This is a genomic window from Marinobacter sp. AL4B, from assembly GCF_019916045.1.
Taxonomy (GTDB): Bacteria; Pseudomonadota; Gammaproteobacteria; order Pseudomonadales; family Oleiphilaceae; genus Marinobacter.
Genome location: NZ_JAILWZ010000013.1, coordinates 69063 through 95055, shown reverse-complemented (window position 1 = coordinate 95055; position 25993 = coordinate 69063). Strand labels below are relative to the sequence as shown.

27 protein-coding genes are annotated in these 25993 nt (G+C 56.0%); 17 read left to right on the top strand and 10 right to left on the bottom strand.

The genetic code is table 11. The annotated features are described in order from the left end of the window. Positions 1 to 7: 7 nt before the first annotated feature. From K5L82_RS10750 to K5L82_RS10730, 5 genes are all read right to left on the bottom strand, one after another. Positions 8 to 634 carry a DUF2894 domain-containing protein gene (locus K5L82_RS10750; RefSeq protein ID WP_223134158.1) on the bottom strand — a complete coding sequence of 209 codons (627 nt, stop codon included), beginning with the start codon at positions 632 to 634 and terminating at the stop codon, positions 8 to 10. Beyond that, positions 634 to 1290, bottom strand: coding sequence for an OmpA family protein (locus K5L82_RS10745; protein WP_133004677.1), 657 nt, complete (start codon positions 1288 to 1290; stop codon positions 634 to 636). Before K5L82_RS10745 ends, K5L82_RS10750 begins: the two co-directional genes overlap by 1 nt. Then, positions 1290 to 3281, bottom strand: a complete 1992-nt coding sequence (locus tag K5L82_RS10740) for a DUF802 domain-containing protein (RefSeq protein WP_223134157.1) — start codon at positions 3279 to 3281, stop codon at positions 1290 to 1292. The genes K5L82_RS10745 and K5L82_RS10740 overlap by 1 nt, the downstream gene beginning before the upstream one ends. Next, a complete protein-coding gene (locus tag K5L82_RS10735) occupies positions 3278 to 3970 on the bottom strand; it encodes a DUF3348 domain-containing protein (RefSeq protein ID WP_262492639.1) in 693 nt (230 codons plus the stop codon). The genes K5L82_RS10740 and K5L82_RS10735 overlap by 4 nt, the downstream gene beginning before the upstream one ends. Positions 3971 to 4149: 179 nt before the next feature. Beyond that, on the bottom strand, positions 4150 to 5298 hold the full coding sequence (locus K5L82_RS10730; protein ID WP_410505867.1) for an MFS transporter: 1149 nt from the start codon (positions 5296 to 5298) through the stop codon (positions 4150 to 4152). 411 nt (positions 5299 to 5709) lie between these two features. Between K5L82_RS10730 and K5L82_RS10725 the strand changes: the two genes are divergently transcribed. The 7 genes from K5L82_RS10725 to K5L82_RS10695 all read left to right on the top strand — a co-directional run bounded on the left by K5L82_RS10725 (position 5710) and on the right by K5L82_RS10695 (position 12906). After that, positions 5710 to 7140 (top strand): DUF5666 domain-containing protein, encoded by a 1431-nt coding sequence (locus K5L82_RS10725; RefSeq protein WP_223134155.1) that lies wholly within the window; start codon positions 5710 to 5712, stop codon positions 7138 to 7140. 75 nt (positions 7141 to 7215) lie between these two features. Then, positions 7216 to 8136, top strand: a complete 921-nt coding sequence (locus K5L82_RS10720; protein ID WP_223134154.1) for a DUF6502 family protein — start codon at positions 7216 to 7218, stop codon at positions 8134 to 8136. Continuing rightward, positions 8117 to 9544, top strand: a complete 1428-nt coding sequence (locus tag K5L82_RS10715; protein ID WP_223134153.1) for a DUF5666 domain-containing protein — start codon at positions 8117 to 8119, stop codon at positions 9542 to 9544. The genes K5L82_RS10720 and K5L82_RS10715 overlap by 20 nt, the downstream gene beginning before the upstream one ends. Positions 9545 to 9584: 40 nt before the next feature. After that, positions 9585 to 10166: an ACP phosphodiesterase gene (locus tag K5L82_RS10710; protein WP_223134152.1), complete on the top strand. Its 582-nt coding sequence runs from the start codon at positions 9585 to 9587 to the stop codon at positions 10164 to 10166. A 13-nt stretch (positions 10167 to 10179) separates the two neighbouring features. Beyond that, the gene (locus K5L82_RS10705) at positions 10180 to 10902 is read left to right on the top strand and encodes a DsbA family protein (RefSeq protein WP_223134151.1); all 723 of its coding nucleotides are present in this window, start codon (positions 10180 to 10182) and stop codon (positions 10900 to 10902) included. 224 nt (positions 10903 to 11126) lie between these two features. Beyond that, the gene (locus tag K5L82_RS10700) at positions 11127 to 12146 is read left to right on the top strand and encodes a rhodanese-related sulfurtransferase (protein WP_223134150.1); all 1020 of its coding nucleotides are present in this window, start codon (positions 11127 to 11129) and stop codon (positions 12144 to 12146) included. 25 nt (positions 12147 to 12171) lie between these two features. Beyond that, positions 12172 to 12906, top strand: coding sequence for a YdiY family protein (locus K5L82_RS10695; protein ID WP_223134149.1), 735 nt, complete (start codon positions 12172 to 12174; stop codon positions 12904 to 12906). Positions 12907 to 12979: 73 nt separating this feature from the next. On the opposite strand, the gene K5L82_RS10690 is transcribed toward K5L82_RS10695, so the two are convergent. The 3 genes from K5L82_RS10690 to K5L82_RS10680 form a co-directional block, all read right to left on the bottom strand. Then, positions 12980 to 13927 carry a YbgA family protein gene (locus K5L82_RS10690; protein WP_223134148.1) on the bottom strand — a complete coding sequence of 316 codons (948 nt, stop codon included), beginning with the start codon at positions 13925 to 13927 and terminating at the stop codon, positions 12980 to 12982. An 85-nt stretch (positions 13928 to 14012) separates the two neighbouring features. Further along, positions 14013 to 15026 carry a DUF6160 family protein gene (locus K5L82_RS10685; RefSeq protein ID WP_223134147.1) on the bottom strand — a complete coding sequence of 338 codons (1014 nt, stop codon included), beginning with the start codon at positions 15024 to 15026 and terminating at the stop codon, positions 14013 to 14015. A gap of 171 nt (positions 15027 to 15197) precedes the next feature. Then, complete coding sequence (locus tag K5L82_RS10680; protein ID WP_223134146.1) at positions 15198 to 15854, bottom strand: GntR family transcriptional regulator; 657 nt, start codon at positions 15852 to 15854, stop codon at positions 15198 to 15200. A 155-nt stretch (positions 15855 to 16009) separates the two neighbouring features. Between K5L82_RS10680 and gloA the strand changes: the two genes are divergently transcribed. After that, a complete protein-coding gene (gene gloA / locus K5L82_RS10675) occupies positions 16010 to 16558 on the top strand; it encodes a lactoylglutathione lyase (protein WP_223134145.1) in 549 nt (182 codons plus the stop codon). A gap of 26 nt (positions 16559 to 16584) precedes the next feature. On the opposite strand, the gene K5L82_RS10670 is transcribed toward gloA, so the two are convergent. Then, positions 16585 to 17529: a DMT family transporter gene (locus K5L82_RS10670; RefSeq protein ID WP_223134144.1), complete on the bottom strand. Its 945-nt coding sequence runs from the start codon at positions 17527 to 17529 to the stop codon at positions 16585 to 16587. Positions 17530 to 17629: 100 nt separating this feature from the next. Continuing rightward, complete coding sequence (locus tag K5L82_RS10665) at positions 17630 to 17902, bottom strand: ComEA family DNA-binding protein (protein WP_223134143.1); 273 nt, start codon at positions 17900 to 17902, stop codon at positions 17630 to 17632. 696 nt (positions 17903 to 18598) lie between these two features. Between K5L82_RS10665 and K5L82_RS10660 the strand changes: the two genes are divergently transcribed. The 9 genes from K5L82_RS10660 to K5L82_RS10620 all read left to right on the top strand — a co-directional run bounded on the left by K5L82_RS10660 (position 18599) and on the right by K5L82_RS10620 (position 25839). Continuing rightward, positions 18599 to 19495 (top strand): urease accessory protein UreD, encoded by an 897-nt coding sequence (locus tag K5L82_RS10660; protein ID WP_223134142.1) that lies wholly within the window; start codon positions 18599 to 18601, stop codon positions 19493 to 19495. A 28-nt stretch (positions 19496 to 19523) separates the two neighbouring features. Next, positions 19524 to 19826, top strand: a complete 303-nt coding sequence (gene ureA, locus K5L82_RS10655; RefSeq protein ID WP_114334330.1) for an urease subunit gamma — start codon at positions 19524 to 19526, stop codon at positions 19824 to 19826. Positions 19827 to 19836: 10 nt separating this feature from the next. Then, positions 19837 to 20154, top strand: a complete 318-nt coding sequence (locus tag K5L82_RS10650; protein WP_223134141.1) for an urease subunit beta — start codon at positions 19837 to 19839, stop codon at positions 20152 to 20154. Further along, positions 20151 to 21854 (top strand): urease subunit alpha, encoded by a 1704-nt coding sequence (gene ureC, locus K5L82_RS10645; protein ID WP_223134140.1) that lies wholly within the window; start codon positions 20151 to 20153, stop codon positions 21852 to 21854. The genes K5L82_RS10650 and ureC overlap by 4 nt, the downstream gene beginning before the upstream one ends. Positions 21855 to 21876: 22 nt before the next feature. After that, entirely contained in the window at positions 21877 to 22377 is a 501-nt protein-coding gene (gene ureE, locus K5L82_RS10640; RefSeq protein ID WP_223134139.1) for an urease accessory protein UreE, read from the top strand. After that, positions 22349 to 23062 (top strand): urease accessory protein UreF, encoded by a 714-nt coding sequence (locus K5L82_RS10635; protein ID WP_410505866.1) that lies wholly within the window; start codon positions 22349 to 22351, stop codon positions 23060 to 23062. Before ureE ends, K5L82_RS10635 begins: the two co-directional genes overlap by 29 nt. A gap of 23 nt (positions 23063 to 23085) precedes the next feature. Next, positions 23086 to 23724, top strand: a complete 639-nt coding sequence (gene ureG / locus K5L82_RS10630; protein ID WP_223134138.1) for an urease accessory protein UreG — start codon at positions 23086 to 23088, stop codon at positions 23722 to 23724. Positions 23725 to 23767: 43 nt separating this feature from the next. Further along, entirely contained in the window at positions 23768 to 24343 is a 576-nt protein-coding gene (locus K5L82_RS10625) for a HupE/UreJ family protein (RefSeq protein WP_223134137.1), read from the top strand. A 542-nt stretch (positions 24344 to 24885) separates the two neighbouring features. Continuing rightward, a complete protein-coding gene (locus K5L82_RS10620; protein ID WP_223134136.1) occupies positions 24886 to 25839 on the top strand; it encodes a hypothetical protein in 954 nt (317 codons plus the stop codon). Positions 25840 to 25993: the final 154 nt, after the last annotated feature.

Below are 25993 nucleotides of genomic sequence, written 5' to 3'. Positions count from 1 at the left end.
ACGGATTTTATTTCGGCTTGGTAATTTCGATTTTTCGACCCAGCTTCTCGAGCGCCATCAGCGTGTCGGTGTAATTCGCCATCCGGTTGAGATACTCCGGTGACAGCCGCTGCATCTCGGCAATGGCCCGGCTGACCAGCCGATGGGCATTCATCGGGCCGGCATCTTCGGGGATATCGACGATGGCGTGCCGAATGCGGTCTTGAAGGGCTTGAACACCGTGGTCCGCCGTTGCACGAGCCATGGCTTTCAAAGGCTGTGGGCTGTTTGATGTGGTTTGTGAGCGCCCAATCTCTTCATCGTCCGTTACCCCGAAAATCAATTGCTCGATTTCAGAGCGGGGTGCTTGTGCCGGAGCGCTGCCTGGAGCCTGATTGAGTGTTTCGATCAACTCGATCAGAGGGGAACGACGACAGGGCTCAGTCGTCGAAGGCTGCTTGGCATTTTCAGGCTCTCTGGCCTGTAACTCGGCGACGGCCCGCTCCAGTTTGTGCCAATGAGTAGTGCCCTTGAGCCCCTTCGTACGCAGGCGACGCTCCAGCGTCGCCAAATAGTGAAAGCGCACTGGATCCCTTTGGTCCGCGCCGACCGCTTGCAGCGAAGCAAGCATAGACGATTCCGCCAGATCAGACATCAGCTTCCGGCGTCCGCGTGAGTGTCGGCAGCGGTATCGCTGGGTGCACGCGGCACGGTGCTGATCTCCACACGCCGGTTCTGGGCGCGAGATTCCGCATCCACATTGGGAACAGCAGGGTGATGCGGGCCAAACGCGGCTGCGAAAACCCGATCGTTTGGCAAGCCTAGTTCCATCAAAGTGCGCGTGACGGTGAGCGCTCGCTGCGCAGACAGTCCCCAGTTGTCCTGATACCGGTTGCCCCGGTGCATCGGCAGATCATCGGTGAAGCCGCTGACCATCAACAATTCATCGTGCTGGGTCAGATAGGTTCTCAACGGGGTCACCAGCGATTCCAACACCTCGACGCCATCCGCTTGTAGTTGATCCGAATTCAACTGGAACAGCACGTTGCCGCTGATGCCAATGCGACCATTGCTGAAGGTCACCAAGCCTTTGGTCAGCGGGTCTTCCAGTGCTTGTTCCAGCGCAATACGTCGTTCTTGTTCGGCTTCCCGTTTGGCTTTTTCATCGGCCAGAGACTGGCTGAGTTCCAGCTGAACACCGATCACCCACACCAGTATCAACACCAGAATGCCCACCAAAGCGGCCATCAAGTCAGAGAAAATCGCCCAGATCGGCGTGGACTGCTGTTCGCTGTCCTCCAAATATTCCATCAATTCGCTCCGCTGGCCTCAAGCTCGCCGCAGCGCAGTGCCGCCGCAGCATCAATAACATCCTTCTGGGAGCTGACAGACAGGTCGATCACTTCACGGGCTTGCGCAACATAGTAGGCCAACTGCTCGTCGTGGCGGTTGCCGGCGGTGTCCAGAGCTTTCTGGATGTTAGAAAGGCTGTCCTGAAGTTGCGCATTGGATGCGCTGAACAGTTCGACCGCCTTGAGGAAAGCTTCGCTGAGCGCACCCACTTCCTGGCTGCTGCCGGTGAGATCTGCCCCCAATTTACCAAGCTGCTGGCTCTGCTCTTGTATGAGTACGTTGAAGCGTTCGCTGATGCCGGTCAGGGTCTCGCCGGCGCCGCTGATCAGAGAATCCACCGCTTGGCGTTGGCTATCGGCGTTGTTGCGCTGAGATTCTAGAAGGCTGTCCAACTCCTGAACCAAGCGCTGGCGTTCTTCCAGTAACTGGTTTTCACGCTCGCTGTTGCGGGCCATCTCGGATTGCAGCTGTGAAATCACCTGCGCCGCTGCTTTCGGTGTTTCCGAGGCAGTTTCGATCAGGCGGGTCATGGGCACTTCCAGCCCAGCGCCGAGCTCTGTCAGGTGATTGGTCACGGTTGCTTCCAGCTGCGCCAACTGTTTGTTAGCGGCTTCGCCGCGGGCCACTTCTTGTTCATGCAGCGTTGTAAGCTGCTCGCTGATGCGGGTAATCAGTGCATCCAAACCTTGCTGCTGTTGGCTTGCAATCCCGGCAGTCTCGTTTCGGAACTGGGTTTGGTATTCCTGCAGGGTGTTCTGCAGATCGGTTACCAACTTTTCGGCGGTTCGCTGTTGTTGTGCAACACCGGTTTGCCAGTGCTGGGCAGTTTGTTCTGTAGCATTTTGAACTTGATCCAACAGCTGCTTCTGCGCTTGCTCCGAGCTCTGTTGCAAGGCTTGCTGATGTTCAGCGGAGGCTTGCTGTTGCGCCTGAAGATTCTGCTGCCAGTACTCGCTTGCCTCTCTGGTGGTTTTCTGGAAAGCGTCGGTCAGATCGGCCAGTTGCTGCTGCGTGGTGCTCGCCCAGTTTTCATGGAGCTTGCCAGCGCTGGACTGCAGGTTGGTCATTGCATTGCTGACAATCGGTTCAATCCGTTCCGCTGTGAGGCGAGTGCTGGATTCCAGGGCTTTTTCCAGCGATTCAGCCACGGAGTCGGCCAAAGTTTGATAGTGGTTGCCCACCGTACTGTGGAATTCCTGCTGATTCTGGGTCAGAGATTGCTCCAATTGCTGGCCCAACTGCTCCATACGGGCGGTCATGCTCTCCATGGCAGAGGCCATTTGCGGTAAGGCTTCCGCTTGCGATTCCAGCGCGTTGAATGCTTGTTGCCGTTGGTGATCTGCGGACAGGTGGTACAACCGCTGGCGCAGTATTTTGTCCAGTTGGCGGGAAACCTGTAACCGTTCGCGTCGGCTCAGCGTAGAGGCCAGTCCCAGCATGGCGGAAGCCGCAACACCGGCAATGGACGTGCCAAAGGCCAGACTCAGCCCGGCGATGGGCGCAGCCAATGCGCTGCGAATGGCGCTGAGTTCGGTGCTGCCATCCAGTGCAGAGGCTGCACCGCTCAGGGTCACAATCATGCCAGCAAATGTGCCCAGCAGGCCGAGCATAACCAAAAGACCAACCAGATAAGGTGTGAATTGTGGGCTGGGCAGGGCGGCAAAATGACCGTCAATGCGCCGTTGCACGGCAAACTGCACTTGCTCCGGTAGGCCTGCTAGCCAGCCTGACAGTTGCTCGCGGGTTTCCGGAGTGGTGTTGAGCTTGTCGGACAGCTCTCGGGTTGTGCTGCGAAACCCCATCAATTCCACAAAACCCAGGGAATACACCACGGCAATGATGACCGTGACGGAGAGTGCCAGCAGGTCTGAATCGATGAAACGCTGGCCAATCCAGCCCGTTACCGCCAAACCTAAAACAAATGTGAGAAAAAAGAAAAGTCTGCTCATGGAGAGTCATTTACCTCGTTGTGGCAGGCCTCCAGCAACCCCAGCACCGGCTCCAGCCGAACATCCAGTTCAGCGAGTAAAAGATTCTGCGCGTCTTCGCAGTAACGGTGGAGCCAGTCGTCCGGCGTAGGGCCGGTGTCCGGGGATGAATCAGAGGGTGTTTGCAGGCTGTGGAATCGTTGTTCCAGAACCTTTGAAGTATGAGAGAAACACTGGCTGGTGAAGCTGGCCATGGTGTGGTCGAAAACGGCATCCAATTCAGACAGACGAGCAAGGTTTTGGTTGTGCTCTTTCATTGCCTTGCGCACTTTGTCCCGGAGCTGACGGCTGGAGGCGGCGACTTTGCGCTGAAGCACCAGCCATGCATTTAGATAGGGCTCGGCTGTGGGGTCGCCGCCGGGCTCCACTTCTTCACCGTAGCGGCTGACCTTCCGCCGCAATGCCCGGCGGGTATTGCTCAACTCTTTGGTCAGTTGCTCGAAAACTGGCCCTTGGTCCATGCCGGGCTGGCGGCTTCGAAACGCGGTCGCCGCATCCAGCGACAGGGTGTCCCCAAGCCCGAATAAACGGCTCAGACGCTCGGCGAAGCAGGGGAGGTTGCCAGGTTTTTGAGGTGCATCGCCGGTGGCCAGAAGCTGCAGCAGCTGGGCCTGAGTACTGCCGGATTGTACAGAGGCCATTGGGTTCATGGGTGGCGCACCGGGTCAGGGTATCGGATAGATAACGAACGAATATTGATTAACGCTCGACATTCTACTGCCTAACCTGACGGAATCATAATGACTGAAACGAGAGAAAACAGTGGTTTTTTGACCACCTGCTTGAGCTGGATTCCAGTTTCGGCGCGCAAACTGATGCTTTTGGTGATCTAACGAGCCGCATCGGCTTGTGGTTCAGCTACGGACTCCGGCGTCGATCGGCGCCAGGCTACGAGAAAGATACACAACCCGGTCAGCGCGGTGGCAACGCCGACGTATCCGGTGGATTGCCAGCCGAATCCTGCTGTGATGGCCAGCCCTGCCAGCCAGGGGCCCAAGGCATTGGCCAGATTGAAAGCTGCATGATGAGAAGCCGCGGCCAGTGTCTGAGCGCCGGTGGCGACATCCATTAGGTGAGTCTGTAACGCAGGCCCCAGCGCAACCATCAACGCCGTCAGAAAACAGGCAATCAATAATGCCGGCAGATAACTTGTGGTTGATGGAAACAGACCCAGGATAGAGGCGCTGAAAATCAGTATCACGCCCACGGCGCGGAATTGCAGGCGATCGAATAACCAGCCTCCGAGCAGATTGCCAACAAAACCGCCCAGCCCGAACACCACCAGGGCAACCGGTATCCAGCCTTGATCAACCCGGGTTACCTCCAACAACGTGGGCGCCAGGTAACTGAATACGGCGAACATGCCTGCGAATCCGATTGCGCCAATGGCAAGCGCCAGCCAGATGTCTGGCTTGTTGAAGGCACGAAGTTCGCTCAAAGCGCTGTGCCGTTGCTCGCTTGGGTCTTTAGGTAGTAGTAAGGCGATCAGAGCGACCGTCAACAGTGAAACGGCACCAACGAACCCGAACGCATAGCGCCAGTCCATGGATTGTCCCAGAACCGTTGCCAGGGGGTTACCTATCAGCAACGCCAGGGTGAGGCCCATCATCACTTGGCTGACGGCTTTTGCCCGCTGGTCTGGTGATACCAATGACGCAGCCACCAGGGCGGCAACCCCAAAATAGGCACCATGAGGAAGTCCGGCGATGAAACGGAAGAACAGGAGCGACTGGTAATTGCTGGCCAGTGCACTGGCAACATTGCCCAAGGCGTAGAAGATCATCAGAAGAATCAACAGTTGGCGCCGGAATAGTCGGGCTCCAAGGATCGCCAGTATGGGTGCACCCACGACAACCCCTAACGCATAGATGGAGATCAGGTGCCCCACCTGCGGTTCTGAGATGCCAAGATCTGCCGCTACGTTGGGCATCAGGCCCATGATGGCGAATTCTCCGGTACCAATACCAAACCCACCCATTGCCAGCGCAAAAACGATCAAGAAGGTAGAAAAACCGGATGGTGGGGTATGGGCTGGGGAACGCAATCTGACCTCCTGGAAAGGTTGGTGTTTAGCAAATATGCAATTTTTACAATCAAGGGCAAATCGGTGGCCTTAGCGAGCCAGCTTATGGGCCGATTCAAAGGAGCCCGGATGAGCGTGAGCAATAGTTTGATTGCTAATGATAATTGCTTTTAGTTATGCGTGTTACCACGGTTTTTCCGCATAGTCATTGCTGCATCAATAGCGTGCGCTCAATACATTTACAAAACGTAAGCTGAAGGAACTTGATAAATTTTCAATTTGGGATTAAATTCCCATTCATGAGTTTGGGAAAATAATCCCAATTAAGTGGGGTTGGACAAAAACTGAGCAATCAGGGGAATCGAGATGAAGCGTAATGGACTTTCCGTAGCAGTGAAGATGGTCGTGATGGGTGCCTTGGCCGGCTCGTTGATCGCGTGTGGTGGCTCTGGCTCCAGCGACGGCGACAGCTCTACTGCGAGCACTGGCCAGGATGGGCGCAGCGTGGGCGCTGTCACTGGCTTTGGCAGTGTTTATGTCAACGGTACGCGATTCAAAACAGATGGCAGTGTCGCCAGCAACGATGGCCTCGAGCGGGAAAATCAGTTGCACAAAGGCATGGTTCTCAAGGTTAGTGGCAGCTGGAATGGTCAAGGCGAAGGGCAGGCCAGTGAAGTTGCCTACGATGATACGCTCCGCGGCCCGTTGACCGCCGCAAGCTGGGACAACGCTGCCAACACGGGCGAGCTGACCTTGCTGGGCCAAAAAGTGACGCTCGATGGTAAAACCGTGTTTCGGGGAGCTTCGGCAGATGATCTAGTCGCGAATCCGATGGGTTACCGGGTACGAATCAGTGGCTGGCGCACAGCTCAAGGTGAGTTCCGTGCCAGTTACGTAGGCGCGAAGAAAATCGGGGTTCAATTTGACGACGATGGTAATGAAGCAGAACTTGAAGGCATCGTGGCGGATCTGGATGCGACAGCTCGCACCTTCACCATCGCTGGTTACAGCGTGAACTACGAGCTGGCCATCGGCGATGACGATTTTGATCTGGCCGATCTTGAAAACGGCATGGCGGTAGAAGTCGAAGGTTACCTGCAGGGTGACGTTTTGATGGCCAAAGAGATCGACCAAGAAGACGATCTGTTCGAAGACGATGACGAAGTCGAAATCTCGGGTGATATCTTCGCGTTCGATGAATCTGCCCGCACCTTTACGATCAACGGCGTGCAGGTACAGTATTCTGGCGGCACCGAATTCGACGACATGGACAGCGGTAACCTTCAGGACGGCACTTACGTGAAGGTAGAAGGCGAGTTTCGTAACGGCGTCCTTATCGCCGAGGAGATTGAAGGCCAGGAAGGCGATGCCGAGCTGAGCGGTGAGATTCAGGATTTTGATCGTGCTAACGAAATTCTGACTGTCGGTGGTGTGAAGGTCTGGTTGACCGACAACACACTTATTGAGACGGATTCAGACCAGCGCCGAAGTCGGGAAGACGATCTGAACGCTCTACAGGTTGGTGATTATCTGGAGGTGGAAGGTCGTCAGCGCAACACCGATGGCGGTTATCTGGAAGCCTTCGTCATCGAACGTGAAGATGATGACGACAACGGTATTGCCGAGATTGAAGGGCGAGTGGATGCGATAGGGTCAGGCTCTCTGACCATTATGAACCTGGAAATCCTGTTCAACGGCTACAGCGCGGCTGGAGTGCGTACCGGTGATGAAGTGGAAGTGGAATACACGCAGAACGCCGGTGGTGAGTTTGTGCTTACCAGTAATGTAAGTGACTAAGCACGGTCATCGGAAGGGCTGCCTCAGTGCAGCCCTTCTGGCTTTCAGGATGGCTATGGGAATACAATCCCAAACATGACGACAACCAAGACGAACCCTCTGCATAAAGCGCTGTACCGCATACTCCGGCCTCTGGCCCGATTGCTGTTGCGCAACGGTATCCCGTTCAGTGAATTTTCTGATCTGGTGAAGCGTGCCTATGTGGAGGCCGCCTTCGAAGATTTTGCCGATGGACGACGCAAACCGACCGATTCCAGAGCCGCTGTCATGACAGGGCTCACGCGCAAAGAGGTGAAGCGCCAGCGAGATCTTTTGGCCGGTGAGCACTCGGGCCGTGAAGGCCGTTCTCACGCTAACCGCGCTTCCCGTGTGGTCTCTGGTTGGGTCCGGGATGTCGCGTTTCAGGCGGCCGATGGCCAGCCCGCCATGCTGCCTTTTGAGGGGGCTGGCAGCTTCACCGAACTGGTGCGCAAGCACAGTGGCGATATGCCGCCACGAGCCGTCTTGGATGAATTGTTTCGCGTGGGTGTGGTTTCAGCGGATGAGCAAACCGGCAAGCTGTACCTTCAGAAACGCGCTTATGTGCCCGCAGGTGACAACGAAGAAATGCTTCAGATCTTCGGTGAAGATGTGTCGGATCTGTTGGCAACGATTGACCATAACCTGACCGACCGTAAACCCGGCCGATCACCGCTGTTTCAGAGAACCCTGACCTACGACAACATTCCCCCGGAAGTGATCGAGCGTTGGCGGCAGTACGCCGCAGAGCAGTCACAGCGATTGCTGGAAGAGCTGGACCAATGGCTGGCGCCCTACGATCAAGACCTGTCTCAAAACCCCATCAAGAATACAGGGGAGCGGGTACGCACCGGCGTGAGTGTTTTTTATTTTGAAGATCCGATTCAGACGGCCAGCGCTGTCGTTCCCACCTCATCTGACGATCATGACCAGCTTGAACCGCTGACAGGAGACCATAATGCCCCCGGAATCCATTAAGAAACGCCTGACGCTAGTACTCACTCCGATCGCTCTCGGCATTCTGGCCGCCTGTGGCGGTAGCGGTGGCGGCACGAGCATTGCCGACGGCGGAATTCGCGGCACGGGGTCAAGTGTTGGGCCGGTGTCCGGATTTGGCAGTGTGTTTGTGAACGGGGTGAAGTTTGAGACGCGCGGTATCGTTAATCAGCGTGTTCAGAGCAATGATGACATTACGACCGAAGGTGACCTCGAAAAGGGCATGATTCTCCGGGTAGAGGGGGAGTGGAGTTCGGACGGCTCCGGCACCGCCAATGCGCTGAGCTATGACGACACATTCCGCGGGCCGGTGACTGATCTTGTGTTGCTTGACGAAAGCACTGGTGAACCTGGTAGCTTCCGGGTTTTGGGGCAAACGATCAGCTACGACCGCCGCACGGTGTTGCGTGTTGATAATGACCAGCTTACTGAGGGCATGGAGGTTCGAGTCAGCGCATGGCGGACTGGTGACGGATACCGCGCCAGCTATATTGGAAGTGTCACGACAGAAACTGATTTTCCATTGGAGCTGGAAGGCCGTATCGACGAAGTTAAGTTGGACGCGTTCCGAATGGGTGACCAGTGGGTTCGTGGTGGCCAGAATGTAAGTTATCCCGGCGAACTCACGATTAATGACATCGTGGAAGGTGCTTTGGTTGAAGTGGAAGGGCGCTTCCTCTCTCCGGGAGGCGATGTCACCGCCGCTGAAATTCGTTTTTCAGACGATCGTCGATTCCTCGGTGAGGAGGGCGGCGATATAGAGCTGACGGGCCCGGTGCAGTTTTTGAATGTTGCCGATTCGTCGTTTGCACTGAACGGAGTTCCGGTGGTTTATGACGACGAAACCGAGTTCGATGACGTTGCGCGCTCCCGCATTGCCGACGGCCTGCTGGTTCAGGTCGAGGGTGAAATAAGGTCGGGTCGGCTCTATGCGGAAGAAATTGAGTTGTTTGAGGGCAACGCTGAAGTGGAGGCAGAGGTCTTAACTCCTTTTGAAGGTGCCTCAGAGAACGAACTAAACGTGGGTGGCGTTCGGGTTTTAATTAGCAACAAAACTCTGATTGACCAGGACGATGACGCCCAAACATCCGTTTACGATGCAGAGTTTCTTGAAGTGGAAGGAAACGAACTCGAAGATGAGAATGGAAAAATCTATCTGGAAGCGCTCAACATCGAAATTGAATCCGATGATACCGGTGAGTACGAGTTGACCGGCCGGCTACCGGCTAAAACCTACCCTCTTGTGGGTGAGTTGACGGTACTAGGCGTATCTATGTTGTATGACGAGACCGCCAGTGATGATGAATGGCGCGATTGCGATAGTGTGAGTGTTGAATACCGGCAGGTTGGAGGCGTATTTCAGGTATTGGAAATTGAGTGCGATGATTAGGGTAAAGTTGTCGCATCCAAGTCTCAACGCAGGTTAACGTATGAACCATCTTGCCCATACCTTCCTCGCACCGGATTCCGCCGAGGCACGGGTGGGCAGCATCCTCGGGGACTTCTCCCGGGGTGTTGATTGGTCTGCGTTGCCTGCACCGGTATTGGAGGGAGTGCGGCACCATTTGGCGGTAGATACCTTCACCGATCAGCACCCACAGGTTCTGGCCAGTAAACAGCTCTTTTCCAAACAACGCCGTCGGTTCGCCGGTGTCGCACTGGACATCCTCTACGACCATTTCCTACTGCGGCATTGGCATCGTTATAGCGATTTCGAACAAACCGCGTTCATTCACACCGTATATCGGGAACTTAGCGCCCATGAGCCGGTCATGCCACCCGCAATGATCAAGGTTACCCGACGTATGGTGGAACACGACTGGTTCAGTGCCTATCTGGAACTGGACAACATCGGATTCGCCCTGGATCGGGTAGCCGAGCGCATCCGTTTCCCTAATCAATTTACTGGAATAATTGATGAAATTCGGGAGAATGAAGGCGAGTTAGAGGCGAATTTCTTGAAGTTCTTTCCGGAACTCCAAACCTTCGCCCGCCAGTATCCGGACACCTGACAAGGAGCCCAAGATGGGTGAAGCAAAGCGACGCAAACAAACAGGCGCCCCTGCGCCGCGTAACCAAGGCAACAAAAAACCGGCCTATATCGCAATAGCCGCGGTGGTCGTAGTCGCCGTGATTGCTGCAGTCTACTTCATGACAACGCCTCCGGCGCCTACCTCCAGCAATCTGCCGGTGGCCGCTGAGAACGCAGATGAGTTTCCGGCTATTTTCGATCAATACGGCACTTCAGTCGGCGCAGAAGATGCCCCGGTGGTGGTGCGCGAGTTCGCTGACTACCAGTGCCCGGCCTGCGCCCGCTTCTCAGAAGCCAGCCAGCGTCTGAAAAAAGAATACGTTGAATCCGGCAAAGTGCGTTTCGTTTACTTTGACCTGCCGCTGCGTCAACACGCCAACGCTATGCCTGCCGCCCAAGCGGCACGTTGTGCCGGTGACCAGGGAGAATATTGGGCCATGCACGACAAACTTTACGGCTCGCAATCCTCTTGGAGCGGCTCAAACGATCCGGTCTCGACCTTTACCCGCTACGCAAACGATCTTGGCCTTGAAGAACGCCGCTTCCGCCGCTGCATGACCACCGAGCTGCACAAAGAAGCCGTCGAGCAAAGTCTGCAAATTGCCATGCAACTGCGCGTAGCCAGCACGCCAACGGTTCTAGTCGATAACATCCAGCTGACCCGTCCCGGCTGGGGCCAGTTATCCGCAGTCGTCGAGCGCGAACTAAATAAATAAAGCCGAAGATTAAAGGCTTCTTGAACCCCGCACCTAAATAGCCCTGTGCGAGGGAATCCTTTCCAAAATCGTGCGCAGCCATGGATGGCGGAGCCGAGCGTTCACGGTAACCCCCAACTTGCACCCACCCCGGAGTGCGTTAAAATCGCGCCCAAGCTGGCACAAAGCCCGCGATAACCATCAATCATGCTCCGGATTTACGATCCGGCCCGCAGGAGAAAAATATGAGCAACAACGTAGTTGTCTGCGCACTCTATAAGTTCGCAGTCGTAAATGATTACAAAGACCTACGCGACCCACTGCTAAACCTGATGCTGGAAAAAGACGTGCACGGCACACTGCTGTTGGCCCGTGAAGGTATCAACGGCACCATCGCCGGCAGCCGTGAAGGCATCGACGCCGTCAAAGCCTGGATTGGCAGCGACGACCGATTCGACGGCATCGATTACAAAGAATCCTTCGTAGAATTTCAGCCCTTCAAACGCACCAAGGTTAAACTTAAGAAAGAAATTGTCACCATGGGTGTAGAAGGCATCGACCCCAAACGAGTGGTGGGCACCTACGTTGATCCCAAAGAATGGAACGACCTGATTTCCGATCCTGAAGTCCTGTTGGTTGATACTCGCAACCAATACGAAGTCGAGATCGGCACCTTCCAAAACGCGCTGAACCCCGCCACAGACACCTTCCGGGAGTTTCCGGACTACGTGAAACAAAACCTGGACCCAGCCAAACACAAAAAAGTCGCCATGTTCTGCACCGGTGGCATCCGCTGTGAAAAGTCCACCGCCTACCTCAAAGAGCAAGGCTTCGACGAGGTTTACCACCTCAAAGGCGGCATCCTGAAGTACCTGGAAGAAGTGCCCCAAGAGCAAAGCTTGTGGAAAGGTGAATGTTTTGTATTTGATGATCGGGTCACAGTTAATCACAATCTTGAGCGCGGAGATTATGACCAGTGCCACGCGTGCCGTCGTCCGATTACCGAAGACGACAAGCTGCGCCCGGAGTATGAACAAGGGGTGAGCTGCCATCAGTGCATCGAGTCATTGACGGAAGAACAGAAAGCCCGCTTCAAAGAGCGGGAACACCAAATGCGCTTGGCCGAGCAGCGTGGTGAAGCTCACGTAGGTGGCGAAGCAGCCCGAATGATTGCCGAACGGAAAGCACGCAAACAGGCTGAGCGTGAACGTCAGGCGCAGAAAAGTCTGGAAGGCGAGCGCGCCCGTAAGCCGGCGTCATCGTAAGACCAAACCGAACTAAGGAGACGTTATGTTGATCAGGAAGCCACTCGTTATCGCTTGCTTGGCTGTAGCACCCATTGTGCACGCTCAAGAAAGTGAAAACTGGGAAGGCGAGGCAGAGCTGGGCGTGTTGATGACGTCAGGCAACACCGACGAAACAAAAGTGAACGGCCGCCTGGGCCTGATCAACGACCGGGAAGCTTGGCGCAACAGCGGCGAGTTCAGCACGAAGTACACCGAGGCTGAAGACGAAACCACCGCCGAAGAGTACAGAGCTGCGCTGGAAACCAACTACAAGTTCGACGAACAGCAGTACTGGTTCTTGCGCGGAAACTGGGAAGACGATCGCTTCTCGGGTTACGAGTTCGAATCGTCTGTCACCACGGGTTATGGAAACCGTGTATGGCGAGCCGGTGAGCGTTCGTTCCTGGATCTTTCGGCGGGTACTGGTTATCGCTACAACAAGCGTATGGACGTTGACCCGGATACCGGGCGAGATGTGGAAGAAGACGCGATTGCCCGCCTCGCCGCGCAGTTCGACTACGGGTTGTCTGAAAACTCCCTGTTCCGTCAGAAGCTGAGCACTGAGATTGGTCTGGATGACAACAATACAATCTCCAAATCAGAAACCTCGTTGCAAAGCTCCATCATGAACAACTTGTCGATGAAGGTTGCTTACCGGGTCAAACACGTATCGGATGCACCGGAAGATTCTGAAAAAACAGACACCGAACTGGCCGTGTCATTGCTTTATGGGTTCTAAGTAATCCGATTCGAGCATAAAAAAGGGGCAGGTGGTTTTAACCATCTGCCCCTTTTTGCTTTCAGCGCTGCTGTTATACGTTGTTTCTCAAACCCAGCTCGTCCGGGTAGGGTGTGAGGTACTTCTGGGTGCTCAAATAATCCACAGGCTCCCGGCGTTGCGCCAGCCGCAACAGCGTCATCGGCACCACCAACGGCACTTCGCCGCGGTGATACGCGTCAATCTGCTCTAACAGTACGGTTTTGTCTGCCGCACTCATATCATTTTTCAGGTAACCCAGTAGATGGTTCATGGCGTTTACATGAGCGCCCCTACTGACGCGCTGAGTCATGGCTTCCATAAAGCCGCGGATATAGCGGTCGGCGATGTCTTCCAACGGTTCGGATTTCATATCGGCCAGCATGGGGCCAAGCTGGCGGTAGATTTTCTCGGAATGGGCCAGCAGCGCAAACTTGTAGCGCCTGTGGAAATCCTGCAAGGATTGTTTGGTGAGATTGTCACCGGCGACGTTCAGCATCCAATCATCGTAAGCAAACACCCGCTCGATGAAGTTTTCCCGCAGCACGTTGTCGTTTAAACGGCCCTCTTCTTCAACCGGCATCAACGGGTAAGCCTTCATCAGCGCCTCGGCGAACAGGCCCCGGCCATCCCGATTCATGACGTTGCCATCGGCGTCGTGAATTTTAATGCGCTCCATACCGCAACTGGGCGACTTAGCCATCAGAATGTAGCCACGTAGATCTCTCAGTGATGGCATAACCTGTTGAATGAAGTCCGCCATAGCGTCGGTATGGTCTGCGGTACCCTTGTTGTCTGTCAGGCGCAATTCGCCGTCTTGTTCGCGTAAATGAATAGCGGGGCGGGGCACGCCCAGACCGGCTTCCAGCTCAGGGCAGATCGAGCGGAAATCAAAGTGCTGCGCGAGTACCTGGGTGCAATAACGGGAATGTTTATGGCCGCCATCGTAGCGAACTTCCTTGCCGAGCAGGCAAGTGCTTATGCCAACGGGAATATGAGTCACTGAATGCTCCTTATGCTGCGCCGAAGAAACGGGCGTAGAAAGTACGTCATTACAGTGTAAACCGATCAATAAGAACTGCCAGCGGTTAGTGGCCGTAAACCATCATCGTTGTGTTTTTTATAGCAAAGTCCGTGAACTGAACAGAGCCGATGCTGGTTCCACCGACTTTGAAAACGGGCATATCAATGTCGGCACGGAACTCAACATCGTGGATGGATAAGCCGCTTTTGCCGGAGCCGGCACTGGTTCCCTGCGACAGCTTCGCGGTGGCGCTGGCCATGCCGAAGTGGCCGAGGGTGTCGTTACCCCGGCGGTTATGAATCTGCAAACCTTCTATGCCCACCGCGGCAAAGTTGAAAATGAAGATCAGGTCAGCGGCATCCCAATCCAGGCTTCCGTTGGTGATTTCAAAGTGCGTATCCAATTGCAACTCAGAGCCCGATACCGTATTGCCATTGCCCAGCGTTCGGGTAGAGGTGCCGCCATTTCGAATGATCAGATCGGTAGGGCCAACGTAGCCTTGAAGCAAAATGTTTGAAAACAGGTTGGCGCTGCCTTCCGAGCCGGATGTGGTCAGGCTGTCTATACCCAATTCAAAATCGACCGCTCTCAGATAATCGTTCAGGTTGGTTGGGTCACCGTAGTCGGTGGCACCCAGATGAATCACCATGTCTCCGCTGTTGAAGGCTTTTCCGTAACGGCCACCCACCGAGTATTTGGCAAGAGCGTCGGCAACATCGGGGTTAGATGTATCCAGCTGGCCAGCGGCGGCACGACGGGCTATCTCCGAAAAGCCATGTTCCAGCACTTCGCCGTCGCCAGCGATATCAACCGTCAGCTTTAAGTTGTCCAGGGTGGTATCGTTGTGACCCGATAAACGAAACCCGTTAACGCTGAGCGAGCCTTCGTCGGTCCAGGTGATGCTATCGATGTTGAGTTTGGTTTCCAGCTCAATGGTCACGCCCGCTTGCCCGGTAACGGAGGACAAGGTGGAGTCCGTTAATGGTGTGAAATCAGCGAAGGCAGGAAGCGCGAGCGCGGCTCCCCCCGCAAAGCATAAGCTGGCAAACGATTTACAAAGACGGATACGAGTGAACATGTTGGCCCCGACTCAGACAGATTGTTTTTGTTATAACAGCGGCGAAAACGCCAACTGATTGCCCGCAGGGACAACGAGACCAAAGCTGCGGTGAACGTTATTTGAACAGTCATACTGTAGGGCGAGTAGCGCCATCAAACCGTGACGCTTGTCCCAATGTGGCAGAAGGCGTTAAGCCAACGCCTGTTGGATCAGCTGTTTCTGGTGCTCTACGAACATTTCGATCAGCTTGCGAACCTTAACGGTGTCACGGGCCAACACGGCGGGCTGCAATTCACTGAAGAAGCGGCGAGTTTCGGCGAGCCCCTGCTGATACCGTTTGGCGCTGAGGTAATAAGCTCGGCTGACCGCCGGTTTGAAGTTGGACAGAGATTCGGTGAGGTAGGGGTTGCCGACCACCTCGCAGCAGGCTTCCATGACGCCAAAACTGGTCTCAACAATCGCCGTGAGGTCGGCTCGATTGTTTTGGATCTGGGCAACAACCTTACTCACAGCCTCCATCACAACGGGCTTGTCTTCTTCTTGCCAGCGTTCGCACAAACGGGTGGCAAGCATGATCAGCAAGTGCATGTAGACATCGTAAAGCTCGGCTGCATATTCCGCGTTGATCTGAGTGGCAGACGCGCCCTTTCGAGGCGTAATTTCTACCAGGTGCCAGCGTTCGAGGGTATACAACGCTTCCTTCACCGAGGCACGGCTTACCTTGAGTTCGGTTGCCAGGTTGGCTTCCTGAATACGCTGGCCCGGCTGAATCTGCCCCGTCATGATGCGCTCGGCCAGATAGCTGGCAATTTGTTCGGCCAGAGTGTTTGGCGCTTGAAAATCCATGGTTGATAACTCTTTGAATCGGGTAGCTAAGCCTGCTGTGGCTAACGACCCTACAGTCTAACATAGGCTGCGTAACTGTACGCGGGGCTTGAAAAGAGTGCCGGTTGCACGCATATACCATGGTTCAAGTCTGAACCAGATTGGGATGACCTATTATGCCAAAGCATTTCGAACAGGCCGTTGGCCTGCATGACGCGCCGGTTCCTGAAACCGAAGGTTACGTGTTCAACCAAACCATGCTGCGGATTAAAGACCCAGAGCGTTCTCTGGATTTTTATTCCCGAGTGATGGGCATGCGCTTGGTGCGTAAACTGGACTTTCCCGAAATGAAGTTCACGCTGTATTTTCTGGCGTATCTGGACGATGCCGAAGCCGAGCGAGTGCCGGCGGACAATGGTCACCGGACGACATACACCTTTGGTCGCGAAGCCATGTTGGAACTGACCCACAACTGGGGCACCGAAGACGACCCCGACTTCAGCTACCACAACGGTAACGACCAGCCGCAGGGCTTTGGCCACATCGGCGTTGCCGTACCGGATGTTTACAGTGCTTGTGAACGCTTCGAGCAACTCGGTGTCGAGTTTGTGAAGCGCCCGGACGACGGCAAAATGAAGGGCTTGGCGTTTGTCAAAGACCCGGATGGCTACTGGATTGAGATCCTGCAGCCAAACATGCTGGAAAAGCAGCGTAAGGACAGCTAAGCCTCACCTCGCGTCCAGTGCCGGAATCAACCGTTCTGGTTGGCTCCGGCCGCGGTGTTGCTGCGCGACGCAACAATCACCGCCACCACCAACACAATGGCTCCTGCCACGCCCACTGTCCCTAGCATTTCCCCCAGAATAAGCCACGCCAACAGTGCCACAAACAAAGGTTCCAGCGTAACGACAATGCTAGACAGGGTTGCCGGAGTGCTTTTTATGCCGGTAAAAAACATCAGGTAGCCGATGCCCGTGGGCACCACCCCGATGTAACACACCATCAACCAATGCTTCAGAGCCATGGATTCCAGAGCAGCGAATCCACCGGAAAGAAACACAACGGGCAACAGCAAAAGAGCGGCGGTGAAAAAACAGATAAAGGCTGTAGTGAAAGCGGGCGTGCCCACCGAGTTATAACGGCTGGTCAGCGTGAACCCGGTGTACACCGCAGCCGCCAACAGCGACATTAAAATGCCGGCAAGCCGAAGAGTGCCGGTTGTATCGATGTCGCCCAGCACCAGCATGCCGGTGCCGATAACCGCGCCCAATGCCGCAATCCAGGTCGTGAGGGTTGGCCGTTCACCCAACATGGGGGCGGCCAGAATGGCGACAAAGACGGGTGGCAGACAGAGTGAAATTAACGTGGCAATGCCCGCTCCGGACAAATCGACGGCAACCAGATAGCTGCCTTGATAAAGGGCTTGAAACAACCCAAGCGCCGTTAACGGCAAAAGCGCTTTCCAGTTGAGCGAGCGTAACGAACTGCCCACCGCATTCCCGTCAGGATTGTCTCGGCGAAGCTGGCGCTGCTCCCGGTACATTAAAATCCAGAAGAACGGCAGCGCTACAGCCAAGCGCAAGAAGGCAAGGGTAATGGGCGCGAGATCAGAGCCGCCGAACAGAAACTTCGCAACAATGCTGGTAGTCGCCCAAAGCAGGGCTGCCAGTGCAATTAACAGAACGCCTTGAATCATAAAGCTTGCCAAGCCACGGAGAGTTAACCGAGCAGACTAACAGTGGCAGAAGGACTTCGCCATAGGCGGATAGAAGGGGGCAGAACGCCCCCCAGGAAGGCTATTTTACAGCAAGACGCGGAACGTTCTTCTCAACGGTGCGGGCACCAATACCTTTTACATTGGCCAGATCCTCAACGGACGCAAACGGGCCGTTGGCTTCACGGTACGCCACAATGGCTTCGGCTTTGCTTTGGCCAATCCCGCTTAAGGCAGATAGCGTAGCCACATCCGCCGCATTGATGTTGATCTCGCTTGGCTCATTGGCGTGAACAAAGCCGGTTGCCAGGCTGAACAGCAGAACAAGGGCAGCAAAAAAAGAGGTGTGTTTCATGGGTGATTCCTGATTATAGAGGTTATTTTTATCGATCAATCAGGTGAGACAACCCACAGGTTGCTGGAACTGCAAAGCGGCTGGCATTTCGTGGAATCAGAAAGCGAGAAAAGCAGACGGGCTAATGCACGGAAGAGGACACAATCCGTGTGCCCCCTGAGATTCCGTGGCTGACCCCTGCCTGATCCATCAGGCTGTGCACCATCCTGAGCACATCATCCTTGGTTCATCCCTGTACGCCCTATTCCTTCGGGCAACTCTCAAATCCTTGAGTTTCCGTCCCTGAGCCAACATCCGTGCTGGCTTGTCATCCCTGACAAAAATCAGTCTACGCAGGGTCGGTATATTAAGAATCAGACAGAATCCCTCTGTCGTGTGCGATATCTCTCACAAGCGCGTGCGTTTCGCGGTGAATCAATATTCATTGTTTGGCGCGCACCAGAGTGGCGCGCGCTACCGGTACGAGCACCAAAATCAGGCTTCGAATCCGAAATAGCAGGGCTTAAATGCCGAGTGTGCGAGCCATTTTTTGTTTAACATTATGTTTTTTAGGGGTTTTTGTGTGAGTTGGAACGTTCGGTGCAAAGGTTGGGGCCGCTAAACGACCCAATACCCAACGAAAAGGACGTGCACCATGAGCTCGCAAAGTCACCGTGCTGCACCAAGGCAGCGTGCTGGCGGAAAGCACCTGAGCGTATGACCGCGTACCAACCGATCGCGACCCATAGCTCCGGCCATCGATTTGACACCGAACGGCGCTGGGCGGCCTCACTGTCCCTCGGCTTCGAATCCCGAAGCGAGGGCGGAGCAGAACCGATCACCCGCATGGTGCGCCGTAGTCACACGGGCCCATTGCGGGTTCAGCGCCCGTTCTATCCGGAAGGCAAACACGGCTGCTGCCACGTGTACCTGCTGCACCCGCCTGGTGGCTTGGTGAGCGGCGACGAACTGCGCATCGAAGCCACCGTGGCTGAAGGCGGTCACACCCTGCTGACCACCCCGGCCGCCGCCAAACTCTACAAAGCCGACAGTCACGGCGTGGCCTGGGCGCAGCACACCCGATTGCAAGTGGCCAAAGACGCAACGCTGGAATACCTGCCCCAAGAAACCATCGCCTTTGACGGCTCCCGGGGCGAACAAACCACCACCATTGAACTGGAAAGCGGGGCCAAAACCCTCGGCTGGGAGGTGCTCGCCCTAGGTCGCCCGGCCAGCGAACTGCCCTTCGCCACCGGCGCGCTGGAGCAACGCTTTCACCTCAGCCTTGATGGCAAACCTCTATGGCTGGAACGCCAGCTACTGGACCCCACCCATCGCCGGTTTACCGGCCACTGGGGTCAGGGCGGTGCCACCGTGCAAGCAACACTCTGGGCCGTGGGCCTGAGCGACGAAGCGGCCGCCATCGAAGCCCTCAGAGAACAACTCCCAGACAACCACCGCTGGGCCGTTACCCGCCGCCGGGGCGTGCTGTTGCTGCGCTACCTCGGCACCGAGCGTAACGAAGCCTGGGCCCTGTGCGAACAAGCCTGGCACCTGCTGCGGCCAATGCTCACCGGCTTGCCTGCTCATACACCCAGAATCTGGCTCACTTGAAGCCCAATAAATAACAACGGAACACGTTATGGAACTGACCCCCAGAGACAAAGACAAACTGCTGCTGTTCACCGCCGCTTTACTGGCCGAACGGCGCAAAGCCAAAGGCCTGAAACTGAACTACCCCGAAGCCATCGCTTTGATCAGCGCCGAAATTATGGAAGGCGCCCGCGAAGGCCGCACCGTGGCCGAACTCATGAGCGCCGGCACCGAAATCCTCACCCGTGAAGACGTCATGGACGGCATCGCCGACATGATCCACGAAGTGCAGGTAGAGGCCACCTTCCCGGACGGCACCAAGCTGGTCACCGTTCACAATCCGATCGTGTAAGGAGCTCGATATGACCCCCGGTGAATACCAAATCCGAGACGGCGACATCGAACTCTGCGCCGGCCGCGAACGCATTACGCTAGACGTCGCCAACACCGGCGACCGCCCGGTACAAATCGGCTCCCACTATCACTTCGCCGAAGCCAATCCTGCACTCAACTTCGACCGAGCCAAAGCCCGCGGATTTCGGCTCGACGTCGCCGCCGGCACCGCCATCCGCTTCGAACCCGGCCAAACCCGCTCCGTCACCCTGATCCCCTTCGTCGGCAAGCGGGAAATCTACGGGTTCCGAGGTGAAGTGATGGGCCCGCTGGAGGATACGAAATGAAAATAAGCAGACAAGCCTACGCCGACATGTACGGCCCCACCGTAGGGGACCGCGTGCGCCTCGGTGATACAGAACTGTGGATCGAAGTCGAACAAGACCACACCCACTACGGCGACGAAGTAAAATTCGGTGGCGGCAAAGTCATCCGAGACGGCATGGGCCAAAGCCAGCGGGTCGATGATGCCGTGATGGATACCGTCATCACCAACGCCCTGATACTGGACTGGTGGGGCATCGTCAAAGCCGATGTAGGCATTCAAAAAGGCCGCATTGCCGCCATCGGCAAAGCAGGCAACCCGGACACCCAGCCAGACGTCACCATCGTCATTGGCCCCGGCACCGAAATCATCGCCGGCGAAGGCAAAATCCTCACTGCCGGTGGCATCGACCCCCACATCCACTTCATCTGCCCCCAGCAGGTAGAAGAAGCCCTGATGAGCGGCATCACGACCATGCTTGGCGGCGGCACCGGCCCGGCCACCGGCACCAACGCCACCACCTGCACACCTGGTGCCTGGCACATGGGTAAAATGCTGCAAGCCGTTGATAGCCTGCCCATGAACATCGGCTTTTTGGGCAAAGGCAACGCCAGCCTGCCCGAAGGGCTCGAAGTGCAAATCAAAGCCGGGGCCATCGGCCTCAAACTGCACGAAGACTGGGGCACCAGCCCGGCCAGCATCGACAACTGCCTGACCGTGGCAGACCAATACGACATCCAGGTGGCCATCCACACCGACACCCTGAACGAATCCGGTTTTGTGGAAGATACCCTCGCAGCATTCAAAGGCCGCTGCATCCACACCTTCCATACCGAAGGCGCGGGCGGCGGCCACGCGCCGGACATCATCACCGCTTGCTCCAAGGATTACGTACTGCCGTCGTCCACCAACCCGACCCGGCCCTACACTGTGAACACCGTGGACGAACACCTCGACATGCTGATGGTGTGCCACCACCTGGACCCGAACATCCCCGAAGACGTGGCCTTCGCCGACTCCCGCATTCGCCGGGAAACCATCGCCGCCGAAGACATCCTGCACGATATCGGTGTGATCTCCATGATCTCCTCCGACTCCCAGGCCATGGGCCGGGTAGGCGAAGTGGTGTGCCGCACCTGGCAAACCGCCCACAAAATGAAAGTGCAGCGCGGCCTGCTGCCGGAAGACCAAGAGCGGGGTGCCGACAACTTCCGCGCCAAACGCTACATCGCCAAATACACCATCAACTCTGCCATCACCCACGGCATCGCCCACGAAGTCGGCTCGGTGGAAGTGGGCAAGCTGGCGGACTTGGTGCTCTGGAGCCCGGCCTTCTTTGGCGTAAAACCCGCCTGCATCCTCAAGGGCGGCATGATTGCGGCCGCCCCCATGGGCGACCCGAACGCCTCTATTCCCACGCCCCAACCGGTGCATTACCGCCCCATGTTCGGCGCCTTCGGCAAAGCCGCCAGTGCCACCCGCCTGACCTTCGTCAGCCAGGCCGCGCTGGACGCCAACATAGGCGAAGAGTTGGGGCTGGACAGCCCGTTGTCTGCCTGCAAAGGCGTGCGGGGCGTGCGCAAGAAAGACATGAAACTGAACGACGCGTGCCCGCACATCACCGTGGACCCGCAAACCTACGAAGTACACGCAGACGGCGAACTGCTCACCTGTGAGCCCGCCACCGAACTGCCCCTGGCCCAGCGCTACCACTTGTTTTAAGCCGGGAATTGGAGAACCGATTATGTTGGAACTAACAAAACGCTTTGGCGATGTGAACCACGCCGGAATCGACAAGAGTGAGATTCTGGACAACCTGATTTTGCCCTACGAGCTGCGCATTCGCGGCCGTTTGCGGGCCACCACCGAAACCAACGTGGACGTGGGCCTGTTTCTGGACCGCGGCCCGGTGCTGCGGGACGGCGACCTATTGCAAGCCAAAACCGGCGAGATCGTCCGCATCCGCGCGGCCGAAGAACAGGTAGTTACCGCTCGTATCGAAAACGGCCAGCCATTGGCGCGCCTGTGCTACCACCTAGGCAACCGCCACGTTACGCTGGCCATTGGCGTGGACGAGCAGGGTGCATACGTGCGCATCACCCCAGACCACGTACTGGAAGAACTGGCGGAACGTTTGGGCGCAACCCTGACCCACCACACCGCCCCGTTCGACCCGGAACCCGGTGCCTACACCCAAGCTGGGTATTCCCACGGGCATGGTCACAGCCACGAACATGCCCACTGAGGCCGCCACCCCGCAGGGGAGCGATCTGGCATTGCTGGGCCTGATGCAACTGGTCAGCCCGGCCTTGCCCATCGGTGCCTTTGCGTGGTCTCAAGGTTTGGAAAGCGCTTTTGAGTTGGGCTGGGTGAACAATGAAGCCGAACTGGCCCAGTGGATTGAAGGCGTACTGGAAGACGGCCTCAGCCGCTGCGAATTGCCTTTGCTGGTGCGTTTGCAAAACGCCTGGGCCAGCAGTGATGCCGAAGCACTGGCGCAGTGGAACGACTGGTTGCACGCCACCCGTGAAACCGCCGAACTGAGCGACGAGGACACCCGCCTTGGCGCGGCCCTCGTGACGCTGTTGCGCAACCTAGAGCTGCTGCCCGAGCCACACCTGATTCCGGAAGACCCCGGCTACATCACCATGTTCGCCTGGGTTGCCCGTAAACGGTGTGTACCGGTGCGCCAAGCGCTGCTCGGCTTCGCCTGGGCCTGGCTGGAAAACCAGCTCGCCGTAGCCTGTAAAGCGCTGCCACTCGGCCACACCGCTGCCCAGCGAATCATCGAACAGCTGCGGCCGCAACTGGCAATCGCAGTGGACAACGCGCTGGAACGAAACGATCACGAACTCGGGCCCATCCTGCCGGGATTGGCGCTCGGAAGTGCCTTACACGAAACACAGTATTCACGGCTTTTCAGAAGCTGAAGACCCATTGAGGAGACATTGCCATGACACATTGTTTGAGAATTGGAGTCGGCGGCCCGGTAGGCTCTGGTAAAACCGCCTTGCTGCGCCAGTTGTGCAAAGCCCTGCGCAACCACTACAACATCGCTGTGGTCACCAACGACATTTACACCCGGGAAGACGCCGACTTCCTGCTGCGCCACGAAGCGCTGGACGCAGACCGCATCCTCGGCGTGGAAACCGGCGGTTGCCCGCACACCGCCATCCGCGAAGATGCCTCCATGAACCTGGCGGCGATTGACGATCTGCAAAGCCGTCACCCGGATCTGGAACTGGTGTTGGTGGAATCCGGCGGCGATAACCTCTCCGCCACCTTCAGCCCCGAACTGAGCGACCTCACCCTGTACGTGATCGACGTGTCCGCTGGCGACAAGATTCCCCGTAAAGGCGGCCCCGGCATCACCAAATCCGACCTGCTGATCATCAACAAAATCGACATCGCCGAACAGGTACACGCCTCCCTAGACGTAATGGAACGGGACAGCAAAAAAATGCGCGGCGAACGGCCCTTCGTGTTCACCAACCTGTACGACGGGGTAGGGCTGGAAACCATCATCAGCTTCATCCTTGAGCGCGGCATGCTGCCGGAAAGGCGCCCCGAAAAACTGGCTGAACCGGCCTGAGCAACCGAACCAAAACGATTTTAGAACCCCCAGGAGCAACATCATGAAACTGACTTCAAAACTACTCACGGCCGCCGCGTTGCTAACCGCCTCTGCATCCGCGATGGCCCACCCCGGCCACACCGAAGGCGGCTTCACCAGCGGCTTTCTGCACCCCATGCTGGGCCTAGACCACCTGCTGGCGATGGCCGCCATTGGCTTCTGGAGCGTGCGCCAGAGCAAACTCATGAAAAACGCCACCCCGGCCTTCGTGATCGGCGGCATGGTTGGTGGCGCAGCCTTGGCCTGGGCTGGCCTAACCGTGCCCGGCGTTGAAACCGGCATCACCTTCTCGGTACTGGTAGCCGGCATCCTCATTGCCACACTGGCGAAACTGCCCACCGCTGTGGGTGGCACCCTGGTTGGTGCCTTCATGCTGTTCCACGGCTTTGCCCATGGCGCAGAAATGCCCGAAGGCGCAACATTGGCTGCGTACCTAGCTGGCTTCTCTATCGCCACCCTTGCTATCACCCTGGTTGGGCGTGGGCTGGGTAGCCTGATGCTGAAAGCGGACAGCCGCTTTAGCCGGGGAGTTGGCGGTGTGCTGGCGGTTGCGGGGGCTTATTTGGCGGCGGCTTGAGCCCACTGCTAACTCAGAAAAAGGCCCGTCATACCTAACTGCACCACAAATCCCTCCCGAAACCTCAACAGCAAATTCGTGCGTTCGTCGCGAATTTGCTGAATTTCAGATTGACTATATAGGAAGTTTCCTGAAAATTAGGTAGTGTATGTTTACACACAAAGGAACTTGCCGCTGTTAGGGACGACAGATGGATTTCAGTTTACTGCTTTAGCTTTTTTTGAATCTCTCTCGCCCCTTTTACCGCTGGTTTTTCCTAGTGCCTTGATCAGATCTTTTGGCTGAAGGTGGTTTTCGCACGCCTTTGTATTTTGGCGGCCTTGCAGATGCTCTGCGACAAGATCATTGCCAGTGCTTCGTTATTGCAATAATGCGGAGGTCACGCGATTACATCAGGGGTGAAGTGGAAATGCTTGCAAGCTTCTGATTCTGATGCATAAATGATACAGAATAATCTAAGGGTAGGCGCGGATAGTGGAAGTCACTTTTATTCAATAACGAAGCGCTCTATCTAATCACTGTTATATTTCCAGGTGCTTACAATGTGGCTTCTGAGCAAACTTTTCACGCATGCTGATCAGCCGAAGCCTCGGTTTGCTTTTCAGGGTACAGTGAATTGGATGAGGGGTTTGGCCATCCTTGTAGATGGTCAGTTCTCCCATCAGCAACTCCAGCAGTTCTATCAGCGCACTCAGCGGCGCCAAGCCAATGAGCAAGCAGATTCATTAGCGTACGAGTGCCTCACGATGTCGATGCATAATGTCAGTGCCATTGATTCGATGGAGGCGATTGAAGACCCGTACCCAATTGTCAGGTCAGCGATTGTTGCGTGGTATTACGCAACCTACTACGCAGCAAAAGCCATGCTGGCGGCATCGTCTGGCACCGATCCTCAAACTCACGCCTCAGCCGGAAAAGTGTGGCAAGCCGAAATTGTAAGTGCAGGTTTAGTTAAGTCACCCTTCGATCTGAGCATCACCGGCATTACGCCAAATAATGTTCGTCAAGTCATGGGCACCCTTCGGGCTGGTAATACTCACGACTTAAATACAGAACCAACGGATGAAGATATGGCTCGCGGTGCGCTTTTCTCCTACTTGAAAGGAACTGCCGAGTACGAGCAGTGGCGCCTTGAAGAAATGGTTAAGAGTAGTCGCGAATACAGACAAGGCGGATTCAATAGTTTCCGTTCTAACGCTGCTAAAGCGTTACGTGATGCGAAGCTTAATCCAGCTAATGTAAATTACTTGGTCCAAGCGTTCCGCTACCGGGGAAAAGCCAATTACCGCGACGCAATCTATTTGTCTTATGGGCGGGATGACCCGGAGAGGTTACGGCAATTTGTCTCCGACCTAGCCACCGTAGCAGGCGCATTCTCGCTAATGGCAGCGCACTACGTGGCAAAGCGTGTTGTCAGAGCTGACTGGGATCAATTCATCGCCGATATAGAAGAGCATGCAAAATTTGAACTGCCCTTCGATTTAGGCGAAATATAACAAGTGGCTGTTGTCGGACGCACCTACGCTGCGCTCCGGCACGCAGCAAAGCCAAGCGTTATAAGTCGATGAGCCTATTGTACGAATATGTATCGAAGCGAATTTTGTTGGTTTTGTCACCCATGAGTTTTCATAAAAAGATATAAGGAGCTGA

Excerpts from the sequence above, each read along its gene's own strand:
- K5L82_RS10750 (WP_223134158.1), bottom strand. The coding sequence starts at position 634 with ATGTCTGATCTGGCGGAATCGTCTATGCTTGCTTCGCTGCAAGCGGTC.
- K5L82_RS10745 (WP_133004677.1), bottom strand. The coding sequence starts at position 1,290 with ATGGAATATTTGGAGGACAGCGAACAGCAGTCCACGCCGATCTGGGCG.
- K5L82_RS10740 (WP_223134157.1), bottom strand. The coding sequence starts at position 3,281 with ATGAGCAGACTTTTCTTTTTTCTCACATTTGTTTTAGGTTTGGCGGTA.
- K5L82_RS10735 (WP_262492639.1), bottom strand. The coding sequence starts at position 3,970 with ATGAACCCAATGGCCTCTGTACAATCCGGCAGTACTCAGGCCCAGCTG.
- K5L82_RS10730 (WP_410505867.1), bottom strand. The coding sequence starts at position 5,298 with ATGGGTGGGTTTGGTATTGGTACCGGAGAATTCGCCATCATGGGCCTG.
- K5L82_RS10725 (WP_223134155.1), top strand. The coding sequence starts at position 5,710 with ATGAAGCGTAATGGACTTTCCGTAGCAGTGAAGATGGTCGTGATGGGT.
- K5L82_RS10720 (WP_223134154.1), top strand. The coding sequence starts at position 7,216 with ATGACGACAACCAAGACGAACCCTCTGCATAAAGCGCTGTACCGCATA.
- K5L82_RS10715 (WP_223134153.1), top strand. The coding sequence starts at position 8,117 with ATGCCCCCGGAATCCATTAAGAAACGCCTGACGCTAGTACTCACTCCG.
- K5L82_RS10710 (WP_223134152.1), top strand. The coding sequence starts at position 9,585 with ATGAACCATCTTGCCCATACCTTCCTCGCACCGGATTCCGCCGAGGCA.
- K5L82_RS10705 (WP_223134151.1), top strand. The coding sequence starts at position 10,180 with ATGGGTGAAGCAAAGCGACGCAAACAAACAGGCGCCCCTGCGCCGCGT.
- K5L82_RS10700 (WP_223134150.1), top strand. The coding sequence starts at position 11,127 with ATGAGCAACAACGTAGTTGTCTGCGCACTCTATAAGTTCGCAGTCGTA.
- K5L82_RS10695 (WP_223134149.1), top strand. The coding sequence starts at position 12,172 with ATGTTGATCAGGAAGCCACTCGTTATCGCTTGCTTGGCTGTAGCACCC.
- K5L82_RS10685 (WP_223134147.1), bottom strand. The coding sequence starts at position 15,026 with ATGTTCACTCGTATCCGTCTTTGTAAATCGTTTGCCAGCTTATGCTTT.
- K5L82_RS10680 (WP_223134146.1), bottom strand. The coding sequence starts at position 15,854 with ATGGATTTTCAAGCGCCAAACACTCTGGCCGAACAAATTGCCAGCTAT.
- gloA (WP_223134145.1), top strand. The coding sequence starts at position 16,010 with ATGCCAAAGCATTTCGAACAGGCCGTTGGCCTGCATGACGCGCCGGTT.
- K5L82_RS10670 (WP_223134144.1), bottom strand. The coding sequence starts at position 17,529 with ATGATTCAAGGCGTTCTGTTAATTGCACTGGCAGCCCTGCTTTGGGCG.
- K5L82_RS10665 (WP_223134143.1), bottom strand. The coding sequence starts at position 17,902 with ATGAAACACACCTCTTTTTTTGCTGCCCTTGTTCTGCTGTTCAGCCTG.
- K5L82_RS10660 (WP_223134142.1), top strand. The coding sequence starts at position 18,599 with ATGACCGCGTACCAACCGATCGCGACCCATAGCTCCGGCCATCGATTT.
- ureA (WP_114334330.1), top strand. The coding sequence starts at position 19,524 with ATGGAACTGACCCCCAGAGACAAAGACAAACTGCTGCTGTTCACCGCC.
- K5L82_RS10650 (WP_223134141.1), top strand. The coding sequence starts at position 19,837 with ATGACCCCCGGTGAATACCAAATCCGAGACGGCGACATCGAACTCTGC.
- ureC (WP_223134140.1), top strand. The coding sequence starts at position 20,151 with ATGAAAATAAGCAGACAAGCCTACGCCGACATGTACGGCCCCACCGTA.
- ureE (WP_223134139.1), top strand. The coding sequence starts at position 21,877 with ATGTTGGAACTAACAAAACGCTTTGGCGATGTGAACCACGCCGGAATC.
- K5L82_RS10635 (WP_410505866.1), top strand. The coding sequence starts at position 22,349 with ATGGTCACAGCCACGAACATGCCCACTGAGGCCGCCACCCCGCAGGGG.
- ureG (WP_223134138.1), top strand. The coding sequence starts at position 23,086 with ATGACACATTGTTTGAGAATTGGAGTCGGCGGCCCGGTAGGCTCTGGT.
- K5L82_RS10625 (WP_223134137.1), top strand. The coding sequence starts at position 23,768 with ATGAAACTGACTTCAAAACTACTCACGGCCGCCGCGTTGCTAACCGCC.
- K5L82_RS10620 (WP_223134136.1), top strand. The coding sequence starts at position 24,886 with ATGTGGCTTCTGAGCAAACTTTTCACGCATGCTGATCAGCCGAAGCCT.